Annotated in this window: 16 protein-coding genes and 1 pseudogene; 7 read left to right on the top strand and 10 right to left on the bottom strand. The window is 66.5% G+C overall.

Annotated elements, in window-relative coordinates; translation table 11 throughout:
* Positions 1-22: 22 nt before the first annotated feature.
* On the bottom strand, positions 23-928 hold the full coding sequence (locus Q352_RS0104185; RefSeq protein WP_028498263.1) for a LysR family transcriptional regulator: 906 nt from the start codon (positions 926-928) through the stop codon (positions 23-25).
* A gap of 109 nt (positions 929-1,037) precedes the next feature.
* On the opposite strand from Q352_RS0104185, the gene Q352_RS0104180 reads away from it, so the two are divergent.
* From Q352_RS0104180 to Q352_RS19725, 7 genes are all read left to right on the top strand, one after another.
* The gene (locus Q352_RS0104180; RefSeq protein ID WP_028498262.1) at positions 1,038-2,192 is read left to right on the top strand and encodes a YbfB/YjiJ family MFS transporter; all 1,155 of its coding nucleotides are present in this window, start codon (positions 1,038-1,040) and stop codon (positions 2,190-2,192) included.
* A 13-nt stretch (positions 2,193-2,205) separates the two neighbouring features.
* Complete coding sequence (locus Q352_RS0104175) at positions 2,206-2,409, top strand: 2-hydroxymuconate tautomerase family protein (protein ID WP_028498261.1); 204 nt, start codon at positions 2,206-2,208, stop codon at positions 2,407-2,409.
* An 81-nt stretch (positions 2,410-2,490) separates the two neighbouring features.
* Positions 2,491-3,732, top strand: a complete 1,242-nt coding sequence (locus Q352_RS0104170; protein WP_199489755.1) for a spore maturation protein — start codon at positions 2,491-2,493, stop codon at positions 3,730-3,732.
* A gap of 122 nt (positions 3,733-3,854) precedes the next feature.
* Positions 3,855-4,568 (top strand): MarC family protein, encoded by a 714-nt coding sequence (locus Q352_RS0104165; protein ID WP_051528670.1) that lies wholly within the window; start codon positions 3,855-3,857, stop codon positions 4,566-4,568.
* A gap of 5 nt (positions 4,569-4,573) precedes the next feature.
* The gene (locus Q352_RS0104160) at positions 4,574-5,794 is read left to right on the top strand and encodes a multifunctional CCA addition/repair protein (RefSeq protein WP_028498258.1); all 1,221 of its coding nucleotides are present in this window, start codon (positions 4,574-4,576) and stop codon (positions 5,792-5,794) included.
* Positions 5,791-6,900: a PrpF domain-containing protein gene (locus Q352_RS0104155; RefSeq protein WP_028498257.1), complete on the top strand. Its 1,110-nt coding sequence runs from the start codon at positions 5,791-5,793 to the stop codon at positions 6,898-6,900. Before Q352_RS0104160 ends, Q352_RS0104155 begins: the two co-directional genes overlap by 4 nt.
* A gap of 14 nt (positions 6,901-6,914) precedes the next feature.
* Positions 6,915-7,616: an MOSC domain-containing protein gene (locus Q352_RS19725; protein WP_051528669.1), complete on the top strand. Its 702-nt coding sequence runs from the start codon at positions 6,915-6,917 to the stop codon at positions 7,614-7,616.
* A gap of 9 nt (positions 7,617-7,625) precedes the next feature.
* Here Q352_RS19725 and Q352_RS19720 read toward each other — a convergent pair.
* The 9 genes and pseudogenes from Q352_RS19720 to pcnB form a co-directional block, all read right to left on the bottom strand.
* Positions 7,626-7,853: pseudogene (locus Q352_RS19720) on the bottom strand (type II toxin-antitoxin system RelE family toxin); the annotation flags it as partial.
* Between the two features lie 27 nt (positions 7,854-7,880).
* Positions 7,881-8,849, bottom strand: coding sequence for an NAD(P)H-quinone oxidoreductase (locus Q352_RS0104140; protein WP_028498256.1), 969 nt, complete (start codon positions 8,847-8,849; stop codon positions 7,881-7,883).
* 149 nt (positions 8,850-8,998) lie between these two features.
* A complete protein-coding gene (locus Q352_RS19715; RefSeq protein WP_158537409.1) occupies positions 8,999-9,487 on the bottom strand; it encodes a ProQ/FINO family protein in 489 nt (162 codons plus the stop codon).
* Between the two features lie 150 nt (positions 9,488-9,637).
* Positions 9,638-10,021 carry an aspartate 1-decarboxylase gene (gene panD, locus Q352_RS0104130; RefSeq protein WP_028498255.1) on the bottom strand — a complete coding sequence of 128 codons (384 nt, stop codon included), beginning with the start codon at positions 10,019-10,021 and terminating at the stop codon, positions 9,638-9,640.
* 36 nt (positions 10,022-10,057) lie between these two features.
* Positions 10,058-10,891: a pantoate--beta-alanine ligase gene (gene panC, locus Q352_RS0104125; protein WP_028498254.1), complete on the bottom strand. Its 834-nt coding sequence runs from the start codon at positions 10,889-10,891 to the stop codon at positions 10,058-10,060.
* Between the two features lie 76 nt (positions 10,892-10,967).
* A complete protein-coding gene (panB, locus tag Q352_RS0104120; protein WP_028498253.1) occupies positions 10,968-11,759 on the bottom strand; it encodes a 3-methyl-2-oxobutanoate hydroxymethyltransferase in 792 nt (263 codons plus the stop codon).
* 29 nt (positions 11,760-11,788) lie between these two features.
* On the bottom strand, positions 11,789-12,427 hold the full coding sequence (locus Q352_RS0104115) for a deoxynucleoside kinase (RefSeq protein ID WP_028498252.1): 639 nt from the start codon (positions 12,425-12,427) through the stop codon (positions 11,789-11,791).
* 120 nt (positions 12,428-12,547) lie between these two features.
* On the bottom strand, positions 12,548-13,027 hold the full coding sequence (gene folK / locus Q352_RS0104110; RefSeq protein WP_028498251.1) for a 2-amino-4-hydroxy-6-hydroxymethyldihydropteridine diphosphokinase: 480 nt from the start codon (positions 13,025-13,027) through the stop codon (positions 12,548-12,550).
* A complete protein-coding gene (pcnB, locus tag Q352_RS0104105) occupies positions 13,024-14,373 on the bottom strand; it encodes a polynucleotide adenylyltransferase PcnB (protein ID WP_028498250.1) in 1,350 nt (449 codons plus the stop codon). The genes folK and pcnB overlap by 4 nt, the downstream gene beginning before the upstream one ends.
* Positions 14,374-14,545 lie beyond the last annotated feature (172 nt).

Genomic DNA, 14,545 nt, shown 5'->3' with positions numbered 1-14,545 from the left:
GATGAAAAGCAGGCGGCAGAGTCTAGCATGGCGCGGCGGCATCGCGCGCCGCATGCTGATCGGCTGACGGGCCGGGCCCGAGCAGTTCGACCAGCGCCAGCAGGGCGCGTGGCGCCCGGTCGCGCCGCCACACCAGCCAGGTTTCCGCATCGGCAACGGCACTGGGCAGGCGGTGCAGCGCCAGCGGCAGGTGCATGTCGCGCTGGGCATCGACCACCGTCTTCGGCAACAGCGCAATGCCCATGCCGGCGGCCGCGCAGCCGAGGATGGCCTGGAAGGAGCCGAATTCAAGAATCGAGGCCGGAAACACGCCTTCGGTACGGCACCAGTGCTCCAGCCGTTCGCGATAGGCACAGCCGGCGCGAAAGGCCAGCAGCGTCGGCGCCGGCAGGTCGGCCGCCTGGCCGACCGGAGCGTGGCCGGCTTCAGTCACCAGCACCAGCTCCTCGCGCCACAGCCGGCAGCCATCCAGCTGCGGGTCGGAAACCGGCCCGGCAATGAACGCGGCGTCCAGCCGGTAGTCGCAGACCTGGTCGATCAGCGTCCGCGTCGGCCCGGTTTCCAGTGACAGGTGAACGGCCGGATAACGGCGGTGATAATCAGCCAGCGGCAGTGGCAGACGTATCGCCGCCGTGGTTTCCATCGAACCGAGCCGCAGCTGGCCCGACGGCGCCGCACCGCGCACCGCCTCGCGCGCTTCATCCGCCAGCGCGGTCAGCCGCCGTGCGTAACCGAGCAGCTCGCGCCCGGCCGGGGTCATGATCATCTGCCGCCGGTCGCGATGGAACAGCGCCGTGCCGAGCTCGTCTTCCAGCTGGCGCAAGCGGGCGGAGACGTTCGACTGCACGCAGTGCAGCGCCTGCGCCGCCCGGGTCACGCCCCCCTGCTCGGCCACGGCGGTAAACAGTCTGAGGCTGGACAATTCCATTGCAACGGCCTTCCGGATCATCAATAACGAACGATGTGTTCATATTAAATCGTTTCTGATGATGATCAATATTGGCTAGTCTGAAGATCAGCCCAGCCCGGAAGCCCCCATGCCCGTCCACACGTCCCGCCCCGGCCTCTACGGTCTCGTCGCACTCTGCCTCGCCATGGGGCTGGGACGCTTCTTCTATACCTCGATGCTGCCGCCGATGCTGGCCGAGCAGCGGCTGACACTGGCCGACGGCTCGGCGCTGGCATTCTGGAACTATGCCGGCTACCTGGCCGGCAGCATGGTGATGGCACGCTACCCGCTCGCGCGCCGGCTCAGCCTGCGGCGCGGGCTGATGGCCGGCGCCGGGCTGACGGTGCTGACCATGGCCGCCATGATTCCGGACTGCCCGCCGGCGCTGTGGTCGGCGCTGCGCTTTGTCGCCGGCTTTGCGTCAGCGCTGATGTTCGTCTGCATCTCGACCCTGGTGCTGCCGCGTGCGGATGCCGCCACCCGGGGCATATTGTTTGCCGGCGTCGGCGTCGGCATCGTGCTGTCCGGCCTGCTGTCCGGCCTTGGTGAAGGACTCGGCCTGTCGTCGGCCGTCACCTGGGCGCTGGGCGCGCTGCTCGGACTATTGTCGCTGGCCTGGATTGCCCGGCCACTTGCCGCACCGCGCTCGGCGCAGGCCGCGCCGGCCACCCGGAGCGCCGTGTCCCAGTCCGCGCTGACCTGGCTGTACGGGCTGGCCGGTTTCGGCTACATCATCGCTGCCACCTATCTGCCCACTCTGGCGGCCGAGACACTGGGCAACACCCGTGCCGGCGGCTGGATCTGGCTGGTCGCCGGCCTCGCCGCCATGCCGTCGCCCATCCTGTGGGCGAAAGCCAACCACCGCTACGGCACCGCACCGATGCTGACGCTGAACCTGCTGCTGCAGGCGATCGGCGCCGCCCTGCCCGCGCTGTGGCCGACCCAGGCCGGCCTGTACCTGACTGCCGTGCTGATCGGCGGCACCTTCATGGGCACGGTCACGCTGGTCATGCCGCTGGCCCGCTCGCTGCCGCTGCGGCCGAATCATCATCCGCTGGCCTGGATCGTCGCCGCCTATGGCCTCGGCCAGCTGGCCGGTCCGCTGCTGGCCGGCTGGCTGCGCCACAGCAGCGGCAGTTTCGCCCTGCCGTGCCTGATCGCCGGCGCCGCCCTGCTGCTGGCGCTGCCGCTGGTGCCGGCCGCCTGCGGCAGCCGCCGCTCCGTTTCCCCACCCCAACCCTGAACTGGAACCCGCCATGCCTTATGTCAATATCCGCATTACCCGCGAAGGCGCCAGCGCCGAACAGAAACAGCGCCTGATCGAAGGCGCCACCCGGTTGCTGGCCGATGTGCTCGGCAAGAACCCGGCCACCACCTTTGTCATCATCGACGAGGTGGAGACCGACAACTGGGGCATTGCCGGCGAAAGCGTGACCGAACGCCGCAAGGACGGTCGCTAGCACCGGGCGCCCGCCAGGCCGCTGGCCGCGCCGGAACCGCCCCCGTATCATGGCCGCGCCATCACTCCTCCTGTGCGCACCATGCTGCTGAATGTCATCTGGGCCGGATTCATTCTGGTCGCCGTCGTGTCCGCCTTCGTCCAGACGCTGGTGTTCGGCAATGCCGATATCCTGCCGGCGCTGGTGCGGGCCATGTTCGACACCGCCCGCACCGGCTTCGAGATCGCCCTCGGGCTGACCGGCGTCATGACACTGTGGCTCGGCATCATGAAGATCGGCGAGCGCGCCGGGCTGATCGCGCTGATGGCACGCGGTCTGGCGCCGCTGTTCCGCCGCCTGTTTCCCGGCGTGCCGGACGGCCATCCGGCGCTGGGCAGCATGACCATGAATATCGCCGCCAATATGCTCGGCCTCGACAATGCCGCCACGCCGCTGGGTCTGAAGGCGATGCGCGAGCTGCAGACGCTGAACCCGGTGCCGGATACCGCCACCGACGCGCAGATCCTGTTCCTGGTCATCAATACCGCCGCCGTCACCCTGTTTCCGGTCACCATCTTTGCCTACCGCGCGCAGCTCGGCGCCGCCGACCCGACCGATGTGTTCATCCCGCTGCTGCTGGCCAGCTATATCGCCACCCTGGCCGGGGTGGCACTGACCGGCGTCATCCAGCGCCTGAAGCTGTTCGATCCGGTCGTGCTCGCCTATGCCGGCGGGCTGACGCTGCTGGTCGGCGGCGTGACTGCCTGGTTCGCCAGCCTGCCGCCGGAGCAGATGCAGCGCCAGTCGGCCATGTGGAGCAATGGTCTGCTGCTCGCCGTGGTCACGCTGATGATCGTTGCCGCGCTGTGGCGGCGGATCAATGTGTACGAGGCCTTTATCGACGGCGCCAGGGAAGGCTTCCAGGTTGCGGTCGGTATCATTCCGTATCTGGTGGCAATGCTGGTGGCGATCGCGCTGCTGCGCGCCAGCGGCGCGCTGGAACTGGCCATTGGCGCGGTGCGTGCCGCGGTCGCGGGTTTCGGTTTCGATACCCGCTGGGTCGACGCACTGCCGAACGGGATCATGAAATCGCTGTCCGGCAGCGGCGCACGCGCGGTGATGATCGACAGCATGAAGACCCATGGTGCGGACAGCTTTGTCGGTCGTCTGGTATCCATCATCCAGGGATCGAGCGAAACCACCTTCTATGTGCTGGCGGTGTATTTCGGCGCAGTCAATATCCGCAACACCCGCTATGCCGCCGGCTGCGGGCTGTTTGCCGACCTGATCGGCTTTATCGCGGCGGTCGGCGTTGCCTATCTGTTCTTCGGCCATCTGGCATGACACCATGGGGGGTCGGCCGGTGGGCATTGAGACAGGGATCTGCAGCAACGCGAACCCGCGCTTGATGTCAGCCGTCGCCACACGTTACCGTCCCCGCCCCATTACTGAAGCCAAGGCCCGTCATGTTGGAAACGATCACGCTGTTCTTCAGCAAGGTGCTGTTCATCATCGCTGCGCTGTTCCCGATCCTGAATCCGCCCGGACACGCGCCGATCTTCCTGTCGCTGACGGCGCACAACACCCATGAAGAACGGGCCATCCTCGCGCGCAAGGTCGGCATCTACAGCTTCGTGCTGCTGCTCGCTGCCATGTATGTCGGCGGCTATGTACTGAAGCTGTTCGAGGTCTCGCTGCCGATCGTGCAGGTCGGCGGCGGCTTTCTGGTGACGATGGCGGCATGGGAGATGCTGACCGACAAGCACGACATCGCCCGCGACCAGGGCGATACCGGCCACCTGACCCGTGACCAGCTGTCGCAGCGCGCGTTCTACCCGCTGACCTTCCCGATCACCGTCGGGCCGGGTGCGACCACCGTGGCCATCACCGTCGCCGCCAACCTGCGCGGCAGCGGCACGCTGGCCAGCGCCAGCCTCCAGCACGTGACGGTGCTGGTACTGGCCAGTCTGGTCGGCACCGGGTTGATCGCCTTCTCGCTGTACGCCTGCTACCGCTATGCCGATACCCTGCTCCGCGTGCTCGGCAATACCGGTACCATGGTGTTCATGCGTCTGTCGGCCTTCATTCTGATGTGCCTCGGCGTGCAGATCATCTGGGACGGCCTGACCCAGCTCGTGCTGCAGTTCGGCCTGGCCCACCTCAGCGGCTTCGTCAAATGAGTGACATGAAAACCTATATCGTCGGTGGCGCGGTGCGCGACCGCCTGCTCGGGCTGCCGGTACGCGACCGCGACTGGGTCGTGGTCGGCGCCTCGCCCGAAGACATGCTCGCGCGCGGCTTCATGCCGGTCGGGCGCGACTTTCCGGTATTCCTGCATCCGCAGACACACGAGGAATACGCACTGGCGCGCACCGAGCGCAAGACCGCGCGCGGCTACCACGGCTTCAGCTTCCACGCGGCCCCGGACGTGACGCTGGAACAGGATCTGGCCCGCCGCGACCTGACCATCAACGCCATTGCCGAAGACGAGGATGGCCGGCTGATCGATCCGTACCACGGCCAGGAAGATCTGCAGGCCGGCATGCTGCGCCATGTCGGCCCCGCCTTTGTCGAGGACCCGGTGCGCATCCTGCGTCTGGCGCGTTTCGCCGCCCGCTTCGGCTTTGCCACCGCGCCGGACACGCTGGCGCTGATGCGCAGCATGGTTGCCGATGGCGAGGTCGACGCACTGGTGCCGGAACGGGTGTGGCAGGAAGTGGCCAGGGGACTGATGGAAGACCGCCCGTCGCGCCTGTTCTCGACCCTGCGCGAATGCGGCGCGCTGGCCCGGGTCATGCCCGAGGTCGATGCCCTGTACGGCGTGCCGCAACGGGCCGACTACCACCCCGAAGTCGATACCGGCATCCATATGGAGCTGGTTCTGGATGCGGCGGCCCGCGAGGGGCTGCCGCTGGCGGCACGCTACGCGGCACTGTGCCATGACCTCGGCAAGGCGCTGACGCCGGCCGATGTGCTGCCGCGCCATATCGCCCACGAACAGCGAGGGGTTGCCCCGGTCGAGGCCCTGTCGGCACGACTGAAAGTGCCGGCCGAATGCCGTGATCTGGCGCTGATCACCTGCCGCTTCCACACCCACGTTCACCGGGCGCGCGAGCTGCGTCCGGCCACGGTGCTGAAGCTGTTCCGCGATGCCGATGCGCTGCGCCGGCCGGCGCGCTTTCTGGATTTTCTCGCCGTCTGCCGCGCCGACTGCCATGGCCGCACCGGCTATGCCGATGCCGTGTATCCGCAGGCCGACTATCTGCTCGCCCTGCTCGCGGCGGCCCGCGCCGTCGATGCCGGCGCCATCGCCGCCGCCTGCACGGACAAGGCCTCGATTCCGCAGCAGGTCGACGCCGCACGCGTCGCCGCCATCACCACCGCACAGGCTGCCTTCCCGTCATGACCGCCATCCATATCCTGCCGGCCACGCTGATGCGCGGCGGCACCAGCAAGGGGCTGTTTTTCCGGGCCGACCGGCTGCCGGCTGCGCCGGCACTGCGCGAGTCGCTGCTGATCCGCGCCATCGGCAGTCCCGATCCCTATGGTTCGCAGATCGACGGCCTCGGCACCGGCATTTCCAGCACCAGCAAGGTGGTGGTGCTGTCCCGTTCCGAACGTCCCGGCCACGATGTCGACTACCTGTTCGGTCACGTGGCCATCCGCGAGGCGCTGATCGACTGGTCCGGCAATTGCGGCAACCTGACTGCCGCCGTGCCGCTGTTTGCGCTGATGGAGGGGCTGGTAGCCCGTGACGACGGTCCGGCCGAAATCCGTATCTGGCAGGCCAATATCGGCAAGACCATCATTGCCGGACTCGATGTCCGTGACGGGCAGCCGTGCTGGACCGGCGACTGTGCCATCGATGGCGTCGCCTTCCCTGCCGCGCCGATCCGGCTGCGCTTTCTCGATCCGGCCGGCGGCAGTGCCGGGCGCCTGTTCCCGACCGGCCGCGCCATCGATACGCTGCGGCTGCCGGACGGCCGGGCCATCGAAGCGACGCTGATCGACGCCGGCAATCCGCTGGTGCTGATCGATGCCGCCGCACTGGGTCTGGCTGGTGATGAAACCGCGGATCGCATCGATGCCGCCACCCAGGCCACCCTCGAACACCTGCGCGCAGCCGGCAGCGTGGCAATGGGTCTGGCCGACAGCCTGGAACAGGCCAGTCGCCAGCGTCCGGCCACGCCGAAAATCGCTTTTCTGAGCCGGGCACGACGCCCGGACTGCCAGTTGAATGCCCGCATCCTGTCGATGGGCCGGCTGCATCATGCCTTTACCGGCACCGGCGCCATCGGCCTGGCTGCCGCCGCCGCCCTGCCGGACACGCTGGCCAGCCGTTTGCTGGATGCGCCGGCCACACCGCTGTGCTTCAGCCACGCCGCCGGCAGCCAGACGCTCAGCGCCGTGGTCAGCCGCAGTGGCAGCGACTGGCGCATCGACGAGGTGGTGATGACCCGCACCGCCCGGCCGCTGATGCGCGGCGAACTGTTCATCCCTCTCGACTACTGATCCCCGGAGTCCGCATGTCCATTCGCTTGCTAGGTCTGTATACCGGCCGCGCCGCCCCGCTCGGCGACGATGGCCGCCTGTCCGCCATCGTCAAGAGCGCGGTTTCCACCGCCCATATCGGGCCGACCGGACTGGATGGTGACCAGCAGGCCGATCTGAGCGTGCATGGCGGTCCGGACAAGGCGGTGCATCTGTACCCGGCAGAACACTACGCGCGACTGGCCGAAGCCTATCCGGCGGTGGCCGACCGGCTCGGCCCCGGCTTTCTCGGCGAAAACCTGTCCCTGACCGGCCTGCTGGAAACGACGCTGCGCGTCGGAGACCGGCTGCGTGTCGGCGAGGCGCTGCTGGAAGTCAGCCAGCCGCGCAGCCCGTGCTGGAAAATCGACGCCCGTTTCGGTTGCAAGGGAGTGGCGGCGACCGTTGCCCGTCAGCGGCTGACCGGCTGGTACTGTCGGGTGATCGAGACCGGCGGCATCCACCTCGACAGCCGCATCGAGCCCCTGCCCGGCGACAGCGAGGCCCTGACCCTGGACGCGCTGATGGTACTGATGGCCTCGCACCGCCCCGACCCGGCGCAGTTGCGTGCCGCCGCCGTGCCGGCGCTGACCGCCTCCTGGCGCAAGCGCCTGCTCGACCGTGCCGACTGGCTGCAGCAGAACCAGGCTGACAGCGTGCAGTGGCCGCCGGCACATACGCCCGGCGCCCATGGCTGAGGCGACGCCTCAGTCGCCACTGCCTGTTCGCCCGGCAGCCACGGCACAGGCTTCGTTGCCTTCCCGCCGACCGATGGCAAGGACGGTGACGAGGACCCCGTCACCGTCCACCCGGCATGCCAGGCGATAGCCCGCACGCCGCAGCCTGATCTTGTAGCCGTCCTTCATGCCGCTCAAGCGGGATTTTGGCACGTGAGGATGGCGCAGCCTTTCTGCAAGCTTTTTCTTGAACTGCGCCCGGACTGCGCCGTCAAGCCGCGGCCCTTATACCGTCAGCACGACCTTGCCCAGATTGCGGTTGGCCTCGACATAGCGATGGGCTTCGGCCGCCCTGGCCAGCGGGAACGAGCTGTCCAGCGTGATGCGGACTCGCCCACTGGCCAGGGCCGGCAACACGGTATCGCCCAGCCGCCCGGCCAGCCGCGCCTTGTCGGCCAGCGGCCGGCTGCGCAGGGTCGAGCCGATCAGCGTCAGATGCTTGACCATCAGTTGCGCCAGATCGAGTTCGGCCAGCCGACCGGCCATGAAGGCGATGACGACCAGCCGGCCGCCCGGATTCATGCAGGCCAGGTTGCGTGACAGCGAATCCCCCCCGACCGGGTCCAGCACCACATCGGCCCGACCGGCCGCCTTCAGCGCTGCGACCACGTCGTCGTCGCGATAGTTCAGTGCCAGTTCGGCGCCAAGCTGACGACAGAATGTGCATTTGTCAGCCGTGCCGGCGGTCGCAATCGCGCGCGCACCGACCAGGCCGGCCAGCTGGATGGCCGCCGCACCGACACCGCCGGCACCGGCATGGACCAGCGCTGTCTCGCCCGGCATCAGCCGTGCCAGATCGATCAGGTTCAGCCACGCCGTCATCCAGGTCTCGGGCAGCGTTGCCGCTTCGACAAAGCCGAGTTCGTCCGGCAAGCGCACCGCCAGCGGCGCATCGACCAGCGCATATTCGGCATAGCCACCGCCGCCGACCAGTGCCATGACCCGGTCGCCGACCGCGAAATCCTTGCTGCCGATACCGACCGCATCGACTTCGCCGGCCACCTCCAGCCCCAGCGTTTCCGGTGCGCCCGGTGGTGGCGGATAGCGGCCTTCACGCTGGGCAATGTCAGCCCGGTTGATGCCGGCCGCGCGCACGCGGACGCGCAACTGGCCGGGCCCCGGTTCCGGCATCGGCAGTTCGCCGACGATCAGGGTGTCGGCATCACCGGGGGCGGTCTGGATGATCGCTCTCATGACGGTTGTCTCCTCTGACATGAATTCAGCATCCAGTCTGCCCCGATCCGGCGACAACGGCAAACCACTAACGAGTTGCAGCGCAGCACGAAAAAAGAAAAACGGAGCCAGTAAATGGCTCCGTTTCCGGGCAGAAAGCCTGTCGACGCCTATTCGGCAGCCGGCTTGCTGTCATCGATCAGCTTGATCAGGTCGTTCAGCTCGGCCTTGACCTCCTCGATCGCCTGCTGGCGTTCGCCGGCCGGCACTGCATCGGCAACCGCCGCTGCAGGCGCAGCGTCGGCAGGGGCCGCGACAGCGTCCTTGCCGGTACCCATGCCGTCCAGCCGACGCTTGGCGTCGTCCTTCTCGGCATCGGTCAGTTCAGCGGCGCGCTTGCCGTCGAGCTTGTAGCGATACTGTTCGCGCTGCATCGCCTTCAGGTAGCGCGCGGTGCAACAGTGGCGCTGAATCACGCGCTGAACCACTACCGGATCAAACTGGGGCAGTTCGGCGATGAGCGCCTCGTGGATGCCGATTGCCAACGGCTTGAATTGACGCAACACGCCAAAGCGCTTGTAGATCAGGTCGGTTGCTTCCTTGACCTGCTGACGCTTGGGTTTGTCACGCATCGCCTGTTGCAGGGCAAGTTGGAGCACGGGATTATGTTGTTGGGACATGAATCAAACAAATCTGATGAAACGGATTGGCCGCGAGTATAGCCGTGTTACGCCGGTTTGCCTGCTAAAGCTGACATCTTATGACGTACGACAACCACACTCACGGTTTCAACAAGGCGTCTGCCGGCGTTATTCCGCCGCCTGGACCGGGATGCCGTCAGGCAATTCGACGATCCGGTTCCGTTCGTCGACATGAACCAGACGGGGTTTGTGCGCCGCCAGTTCGGCGTCCTCGAACATGCCGTAGCTGGCAATGATCAGCAGGTCGCCGACTGCCGCACGCCGGGCGGCCGAGCCGTTGACCGAGATCATGCCGCTGCCGCGTTCGCCGCGGATGGCGTAGGTTGCGAACCGTTCGCCGTTATTGACGTTCCAGATCTGGATTTCTTCGTACTCGCGGATGTCCGCGGCTTCGAGCAGATCCTCGTCGATCGCGCACGAGCCGATATAGTGCAGTTCGCACTGGGTCACGCTGACCCGGTGCAGCTTGGACTTCAGAATAATGCGTTGCATGCTGGTTCCTGCCGGTGTTCGCGGACGACGTGTCCGCTAGCGATGAATTTCAATATTGTCGATCAGCCTGGTCTTGCCCTGACGCGCGGCAGCCAGCACCACCAGCCGTTTTTCGCCGGCATGGGCCAGTTCCAGCGTGTCGGCCTGGCGGATTTCGACGTAGTCGACCTGCCAGCCATGCTGTTCCAGCGTTGCGCGTGCCGCCTGCTCCAGCCCGGCGTAGTCGTTGTCGCCGTCGATCAGGCTGTCGCGGATGCGCGCCAGTTCACGCTGCAGTCGCGGCGCCTCGGCGCGTTCGGCGGCGGACAGGTAGCCATTGCGCGACGACAGCGCAAGGCCGTCGTCGGCACGGCCGGTGTCCACCGGCACGATCTCGACCGGGATGTTCAGGTCTTCGACCATCGACTTGATCACGTGCAGTTGCTGGAAGTCCTTCTTGCCGAAGCAGGCGACGTCCGGCTGCACGATATTGAACAGCTTGCTGACCACGGTCGCCACGCCCCGGAAATGCCCGGGGCGGAATGCGCCGCACAGCTCGTTCTGGATATGCGGCGGCTCGACGTTGTAGTCCTGGCGGATACGCGGATACAGCTCGCGTTCGTCCGGCAGGAACAGCGCGTCGACCCCGGCCTGTTCGAGCCTGGCACGGTCGGCTTCGAAGGTGCGCGGATAACTGTCGAAATCCTCGCCCTGGCCGAACTGGATGCGGTTGACGAAGATGCTGACCACGACACGCTCGGCGCGCTTCTTCGCTTCGTGCACCAGCGCCAGATGGCCTTCGTGCAGATTACCCATGGTCGGCACGAGCGCGAGGTGGCCGGCCGTCTTGCGCCAGGCGCGCAGATCGGAAATGGTGCGGATGATGTCCATAGTTCTGAGAAAAAGGTATCCCGGTCAACGGGGGGAACGGGCTGGCGCCGCGAACGGCGCCGGTCGGGGAATCAGGTCAGAAACTGTGCTCTTCGCCAGGGAAGGCGCCAGTCTTCACTGCCTTGACATACGCTTCGAAGGCACCGGCGATGCTGCCGGCCTCCTGCATGAAATTCTTGACGAAACGGGCCTTCTTGCCCGGGAAGGCGCCGAGCATGTCGTGCATGACCAGCACCTGGCCGTCGACGTCGACACCGGCGCCAATACCGATGGTCGGCACCGACAGCGCTTCGGTCACCTGGCGCGCCAGGGCGGCCGGCACGGCCTCCATCAGCACCAGTGCGGCGCCGGCATCCGCCAGCGCACGGGCGGCAGCCAGTTGCACGGCAGCGCCTTCTTCGGTCTTGCCCTGAACCTTGTAGCCACCAAACACATTGACCGACTGCGGCGTCAGCCCGATATGCGCGCAGACCGGCACGCCGCGCTCGACCAGGAAACGCACGGTATCGGCCATGCCCGTACCGCCCTCGAGCTTGACCATGTGCGCCCCGGCCGCCATCAGCCGGACCGAGCTGTCGAACGCCTGCGCCGGCGAGGTCTGGTAGCTGCCGAACGGCAGGTCGGCCAGCACCAGTGCATTCTTCGCCCCGCGCGCGACCGCACGGGTGTGGTAGATCATGTCGTCGAGACTGACCGGCAGCGTCGAGTCATGGCCCTGAACGACCATGCCCAGCGAATCGCCGATCAGCAGGATTTCGACCCCGGCTGCATCCATCAGCGCGGCAAAGCTCGCGTCATAACAGGTGAGCATGGTGATCTTCTGGCCATCGGCCTTCAGGCGGGCCAATGTGCTTACGGTGACTTTCATCGGGTGTATGTATCCTGGTGACGGAGGGCCTAGGCGCCGGCGCCCTTGTTGAAGTAGCTGCGGGTTCCCTGCATGTCGGTGATACAGCGCAACAGCAGTTCGAAATCCTCGTCACTGTCGACAAGGTTGAGATTGTCGGTATTGACGATCAGCACGGGCGCGCCGTCGAAGTGATGGAAAAATTCGTTATACGCTTCGGCGACACGGCGCAGGTAACCATCCGGAAAGTTGTACTCGTATGCCAGACCGCGCTCGGCAATGCGTCTGGCCGCCGTATCCGGCGACACTTCCAGCGCGATCAGCAGATCCGGCAAAGGATACTCTGGCAGGACTTTACGCTGCAATGCACGATACAGCGCCAGTTCATCGCCCTCGAGGTTCAGCTGCGCGAACAGGAATTCCTTGTCGAAGCAGTAATCGGCAACCACCGGGTGCTCGCTGACGGTATCCATCAGCTGGCGGCGCTGCTCTTCCCGCTGCAACAGGAACTGCAACTGGGTGTGCAGCGCGTAGTGCTTGCGGTCCTGGTAGAAGCGCGGCAGGAACGGGTTGTCGTCGATCACCTCTTCGAGCAGGCGGGCCTGCCAGTGCGCGGCCAGGCGGCGGGCAAGCGTGGTCTTGCCGGCGCCGATAGGGCCTTCGACGGCAATATAACGGTATGGCGACATGATTCTCCCTGGGCGGTTCACCCGGCCGCCGCAACGACGACGGGGCCCGGGCATGATAGCGTCATTTACCGGCCGAACGACCGCCGGAATGCAGACAACTTCCTGCTGGCTGACTGCCGGTCAATCAATACGTTCCACACCGCTGCAATCCAGGACGGACAGCAGCTCGGCCACCCGGCCGCGGCCGGGCACGGACAGGTCCGGGGCGATGTCGGCCAGCGGCGCCAGCACGAAGGCACGCTCGTGCATGCGCGGGTGCGGCAGCGTCAGCGCCCGGTCATCGCGCACGAGTTCGCCCCAGGTCAGCAGATCCAGATCCAGCGTGCGTGGCGCATTGCGGAAGGTGCGCACCCGGCCGCAGTCGCTTTCGATCTCCAGCAGCGCGGCCAGCAGCGCATCGGCGTCCAGCGTGGTCTCGACCAGCGCGGCGGCGTTGATGAAATCCGGTTGCCCGGCATAGCCGACCGGTGCGGTGCGATAGCGCGGCGAGCGGGCGATCACCCGGGTCGCCGGCAGCAGGTCCAGCCGCGCGAACGCTTCGTTCACGGTCGCAGCGGCGTCGCCGAGGTTGGCCCCCAGCGCCACGGCAGCCAGTGTCATGCGTCCACGCCCGGCGTATCGCCGGCCGGCTTCTTGCGCCGGCGGCGGCGCTTCTTGCGCGCCGGGTCCTGTGACGGTTCGTCGGTGACCATCATTGATTCGCGACGGTCGCCATCGGCAAACTGGAAGTGCTCCCACCACTCGGCCAGCGCCTTCGGCACCTCGCCGACTTCGGCGCGCAGGCACAGGAAGTCGTAGCCGGCGCGGAAGCGCGGCTGTTCCAGCAGGCGGTAGGGACGCGAACCGTTGCGGATCTCGAAACGCGGCTGCAGCACCCAGATCTCGCGCATGGTCGCCAGGAAGCGGCGCGGGATGGCCAGCCGGTCACCGAGCCTGGCTTCGACCGTGTCCATCGCATCGAGCAGGGCCGGAATGGATTTTTCACCGGTATCGAGACGACGCTGCCACTCGGCGTTGACATTGCTCCACAGCAGCGCGGCAAACAGGAAGCCGTCGGAAATGCCCTTGCCTTCCATCAGCCGGCGATCGGTCTGTGCCAGCGCCAGCTTGACGAAGTCCTCGCCGCCCGGCTGGTCGATGATCGCGTCCAGCAGCGGAAACAGCCCCTTGTGCAGCCCTTCGGCGCGCAGGCGGGTCAGACAGGCCCAACTGGCACCGGAATGCAGCATCTTCAGCATTTCGTCGAACAGCCGCGCTGACGCCACGTCCTTCAGCAGTCCGGCCAGATGGCCGATCGGCTTGCGGGTCGCCTCGTCGATCGAGAAGCCGAGCTTGGCCGCCAGACGCACCGCGCGCAGCATGCGCACCGGGTCTTCCTTGTAGCGCTCGATCGGCGGGCCGATCATCACCAGCTTGCGCGCTTCGACATCGCGCACGCCATGGTGATAGTCGTGAATGGTTTCGTCGGCGGTGTTGTAGTACAGCGCATTGGCGGTGAAGTCGCGACGCCGCGCATCCTCGGCCATGCTGCCATAGGTATTGTCGGAGACGATGCGCCCGGACTCGGTGGTCTCCAGATCGCTGCCGTCGCCGCGGAACGTGGTGACCTCGATCACCTCGTCCCGACCGAACACCACGTGAACGATGCGGAAACGGCGACCGATGATGCGCGAACGGCGGAACAGCCGGTGCACTTCTTCCGGCGTTGCGTTGGTGGCGACGTCGAAGTCCTTCGGTTCATGGCCGATCAGCAGATCGCGGACCGCGCCGCCAACCACGAAGGCGTCGAAACCCGCCTCCTGCAGTCGCGTAGTGACTTTTAGCGCGGACGGGCTGAGCTCGTCGCGCCGGATACCGTGCTGGGCGAACGGGATGATCTTGGCGCGTGCCGCACCACGGGATTTGCCCGGCAGGCGGAGCACACGACTGATAAATTTGCGAATCATCGCGGAGGTCGGATTCGTACGGATGGCCAGAGAAGCCGGCGATTATACCGCCATCCGTCGCTTTGGCTTCATCTGTTCTGCCGGAGGGGGCGTTTGCAGTCACCGGCTACTGCGATGACGGCAGGGACGGGCGCGGAATTAACCACACTTTTACCGATAACAAAAGCCCCTC

Origin of the sequence: Microvirgula aerodenitrificans DSM 15089 (assembly GCF_000620105.1) — a bacterium.
GTDB lineage: Bacteria > Pseudomonadota > Gammaproteobacteria > Burkholderiales > Aquaspirillaceae > Microvirgula > Microvirgula aerodenitrificans.
The sequence above is the reverse complement of the archived record's forward strand: the minus strand, read 5'-3'. Positions and strand labels throughout refer to the sequence as shown.

Coding starts and splice junctions, on each gene's coding strand:
- Q352_RS0104185 (WP_028498263.1), bottom strand. CDS start 928: ATGGAATTGTCCAGCCTCAGACTGTTTACCGCCGTGGCCGAGCAGGGG.
- Q352_RS0104180 (WP_028498262.1), top strand. CDS start 1,038: ATGCCCGTCCACACGTCCCGCCCCGGCCTCTACGGTCTCGTCGCACTC.
- Q352_RS0104175 (WP_028498261.1), top strand. CDS start 2,206: ATGCCTTATGTCAATATCCGCATTACCCGCGAAGGCGCCAGCGCCGAA.
- Q352_RS0104170 (WP_199489755.1), top strand. CDS start 2,491: ATGCTGCTGAATGTCATCTGGGCCGGATTCATTCTGGTCGCCGTCGTG.
- Q352_RS0104165 (WP_051528670.1), top strand. CDS start 3,855: ATGTTGGAAACGATCACGCTGTTCTTCAGCAAGGTGCTGTTCATCATC.
- Q352_RS0104160 (WP_028498258.1), top strand. CDS start 4,574: ATGAAAACCTATATCGTCGGTGGCGCGGTGCGCGACCGCCTGCTCGGG.
- Q352_RS0104155 (WP_028498257.1), top strand. CDS start 5,791: ATGACCGCCATCCATATCCTGCCGGCCACGCTGATGCGCGGCGGCACC.
- Q352_RS19725 (WP_051528669.1), top strand. CDS start 6,915: ATGTCCATTCGCTTGCTAGGTCTGTATACCGGCCGCGCCGCCCCGCTC.
- Q352_RS0104140 (WP_028498256.1), bottom strand. CDS start 8,849: ATGAGAGCGATCATCCAGACCGCCCCCGGTGATGCCGACACCCTGATC.
- panD (WP_028498255.1), bottom strand. CDS start 10,021: ATGCAACGCATTATTCTGAAGTCCAAGCTGCACCGGGTCAGCGTGACC.
- panC (WP_028498254.1), bottom strand. CDS start 10,891: ATGGACATCATCCGCACCATTTCCGATCTGCGCGCCTGGCGCAAGACG.
- panB (WP_028498253.1), bottom strand. CDS start 11,759: ATGAAAGTCACCGTAAGCACATTGGCCCGCCTGAAGGCCGATGGCCAG.
- Q352_RS0104115 (WP_028498252.1), bottom strand. CDS start 12,427: ATGTCGCCATACCGTTATATTGCCGTCGAAGGCCCTATCGGCGCCGGC.
- folK (WP_028498251.1), bottom strand. CDS start 13,027: ATGACACTGGCTGCCGTGGCGCTGGGGGCCAACCTCGGCGACGCCGCT.
- pcnB (WP_028498250.1), bottom strand. CDS start 14,373: ATGATTCGCAAATTTATCAGTCGTGTGCTCCGCCTGCCGGGCAAATCC.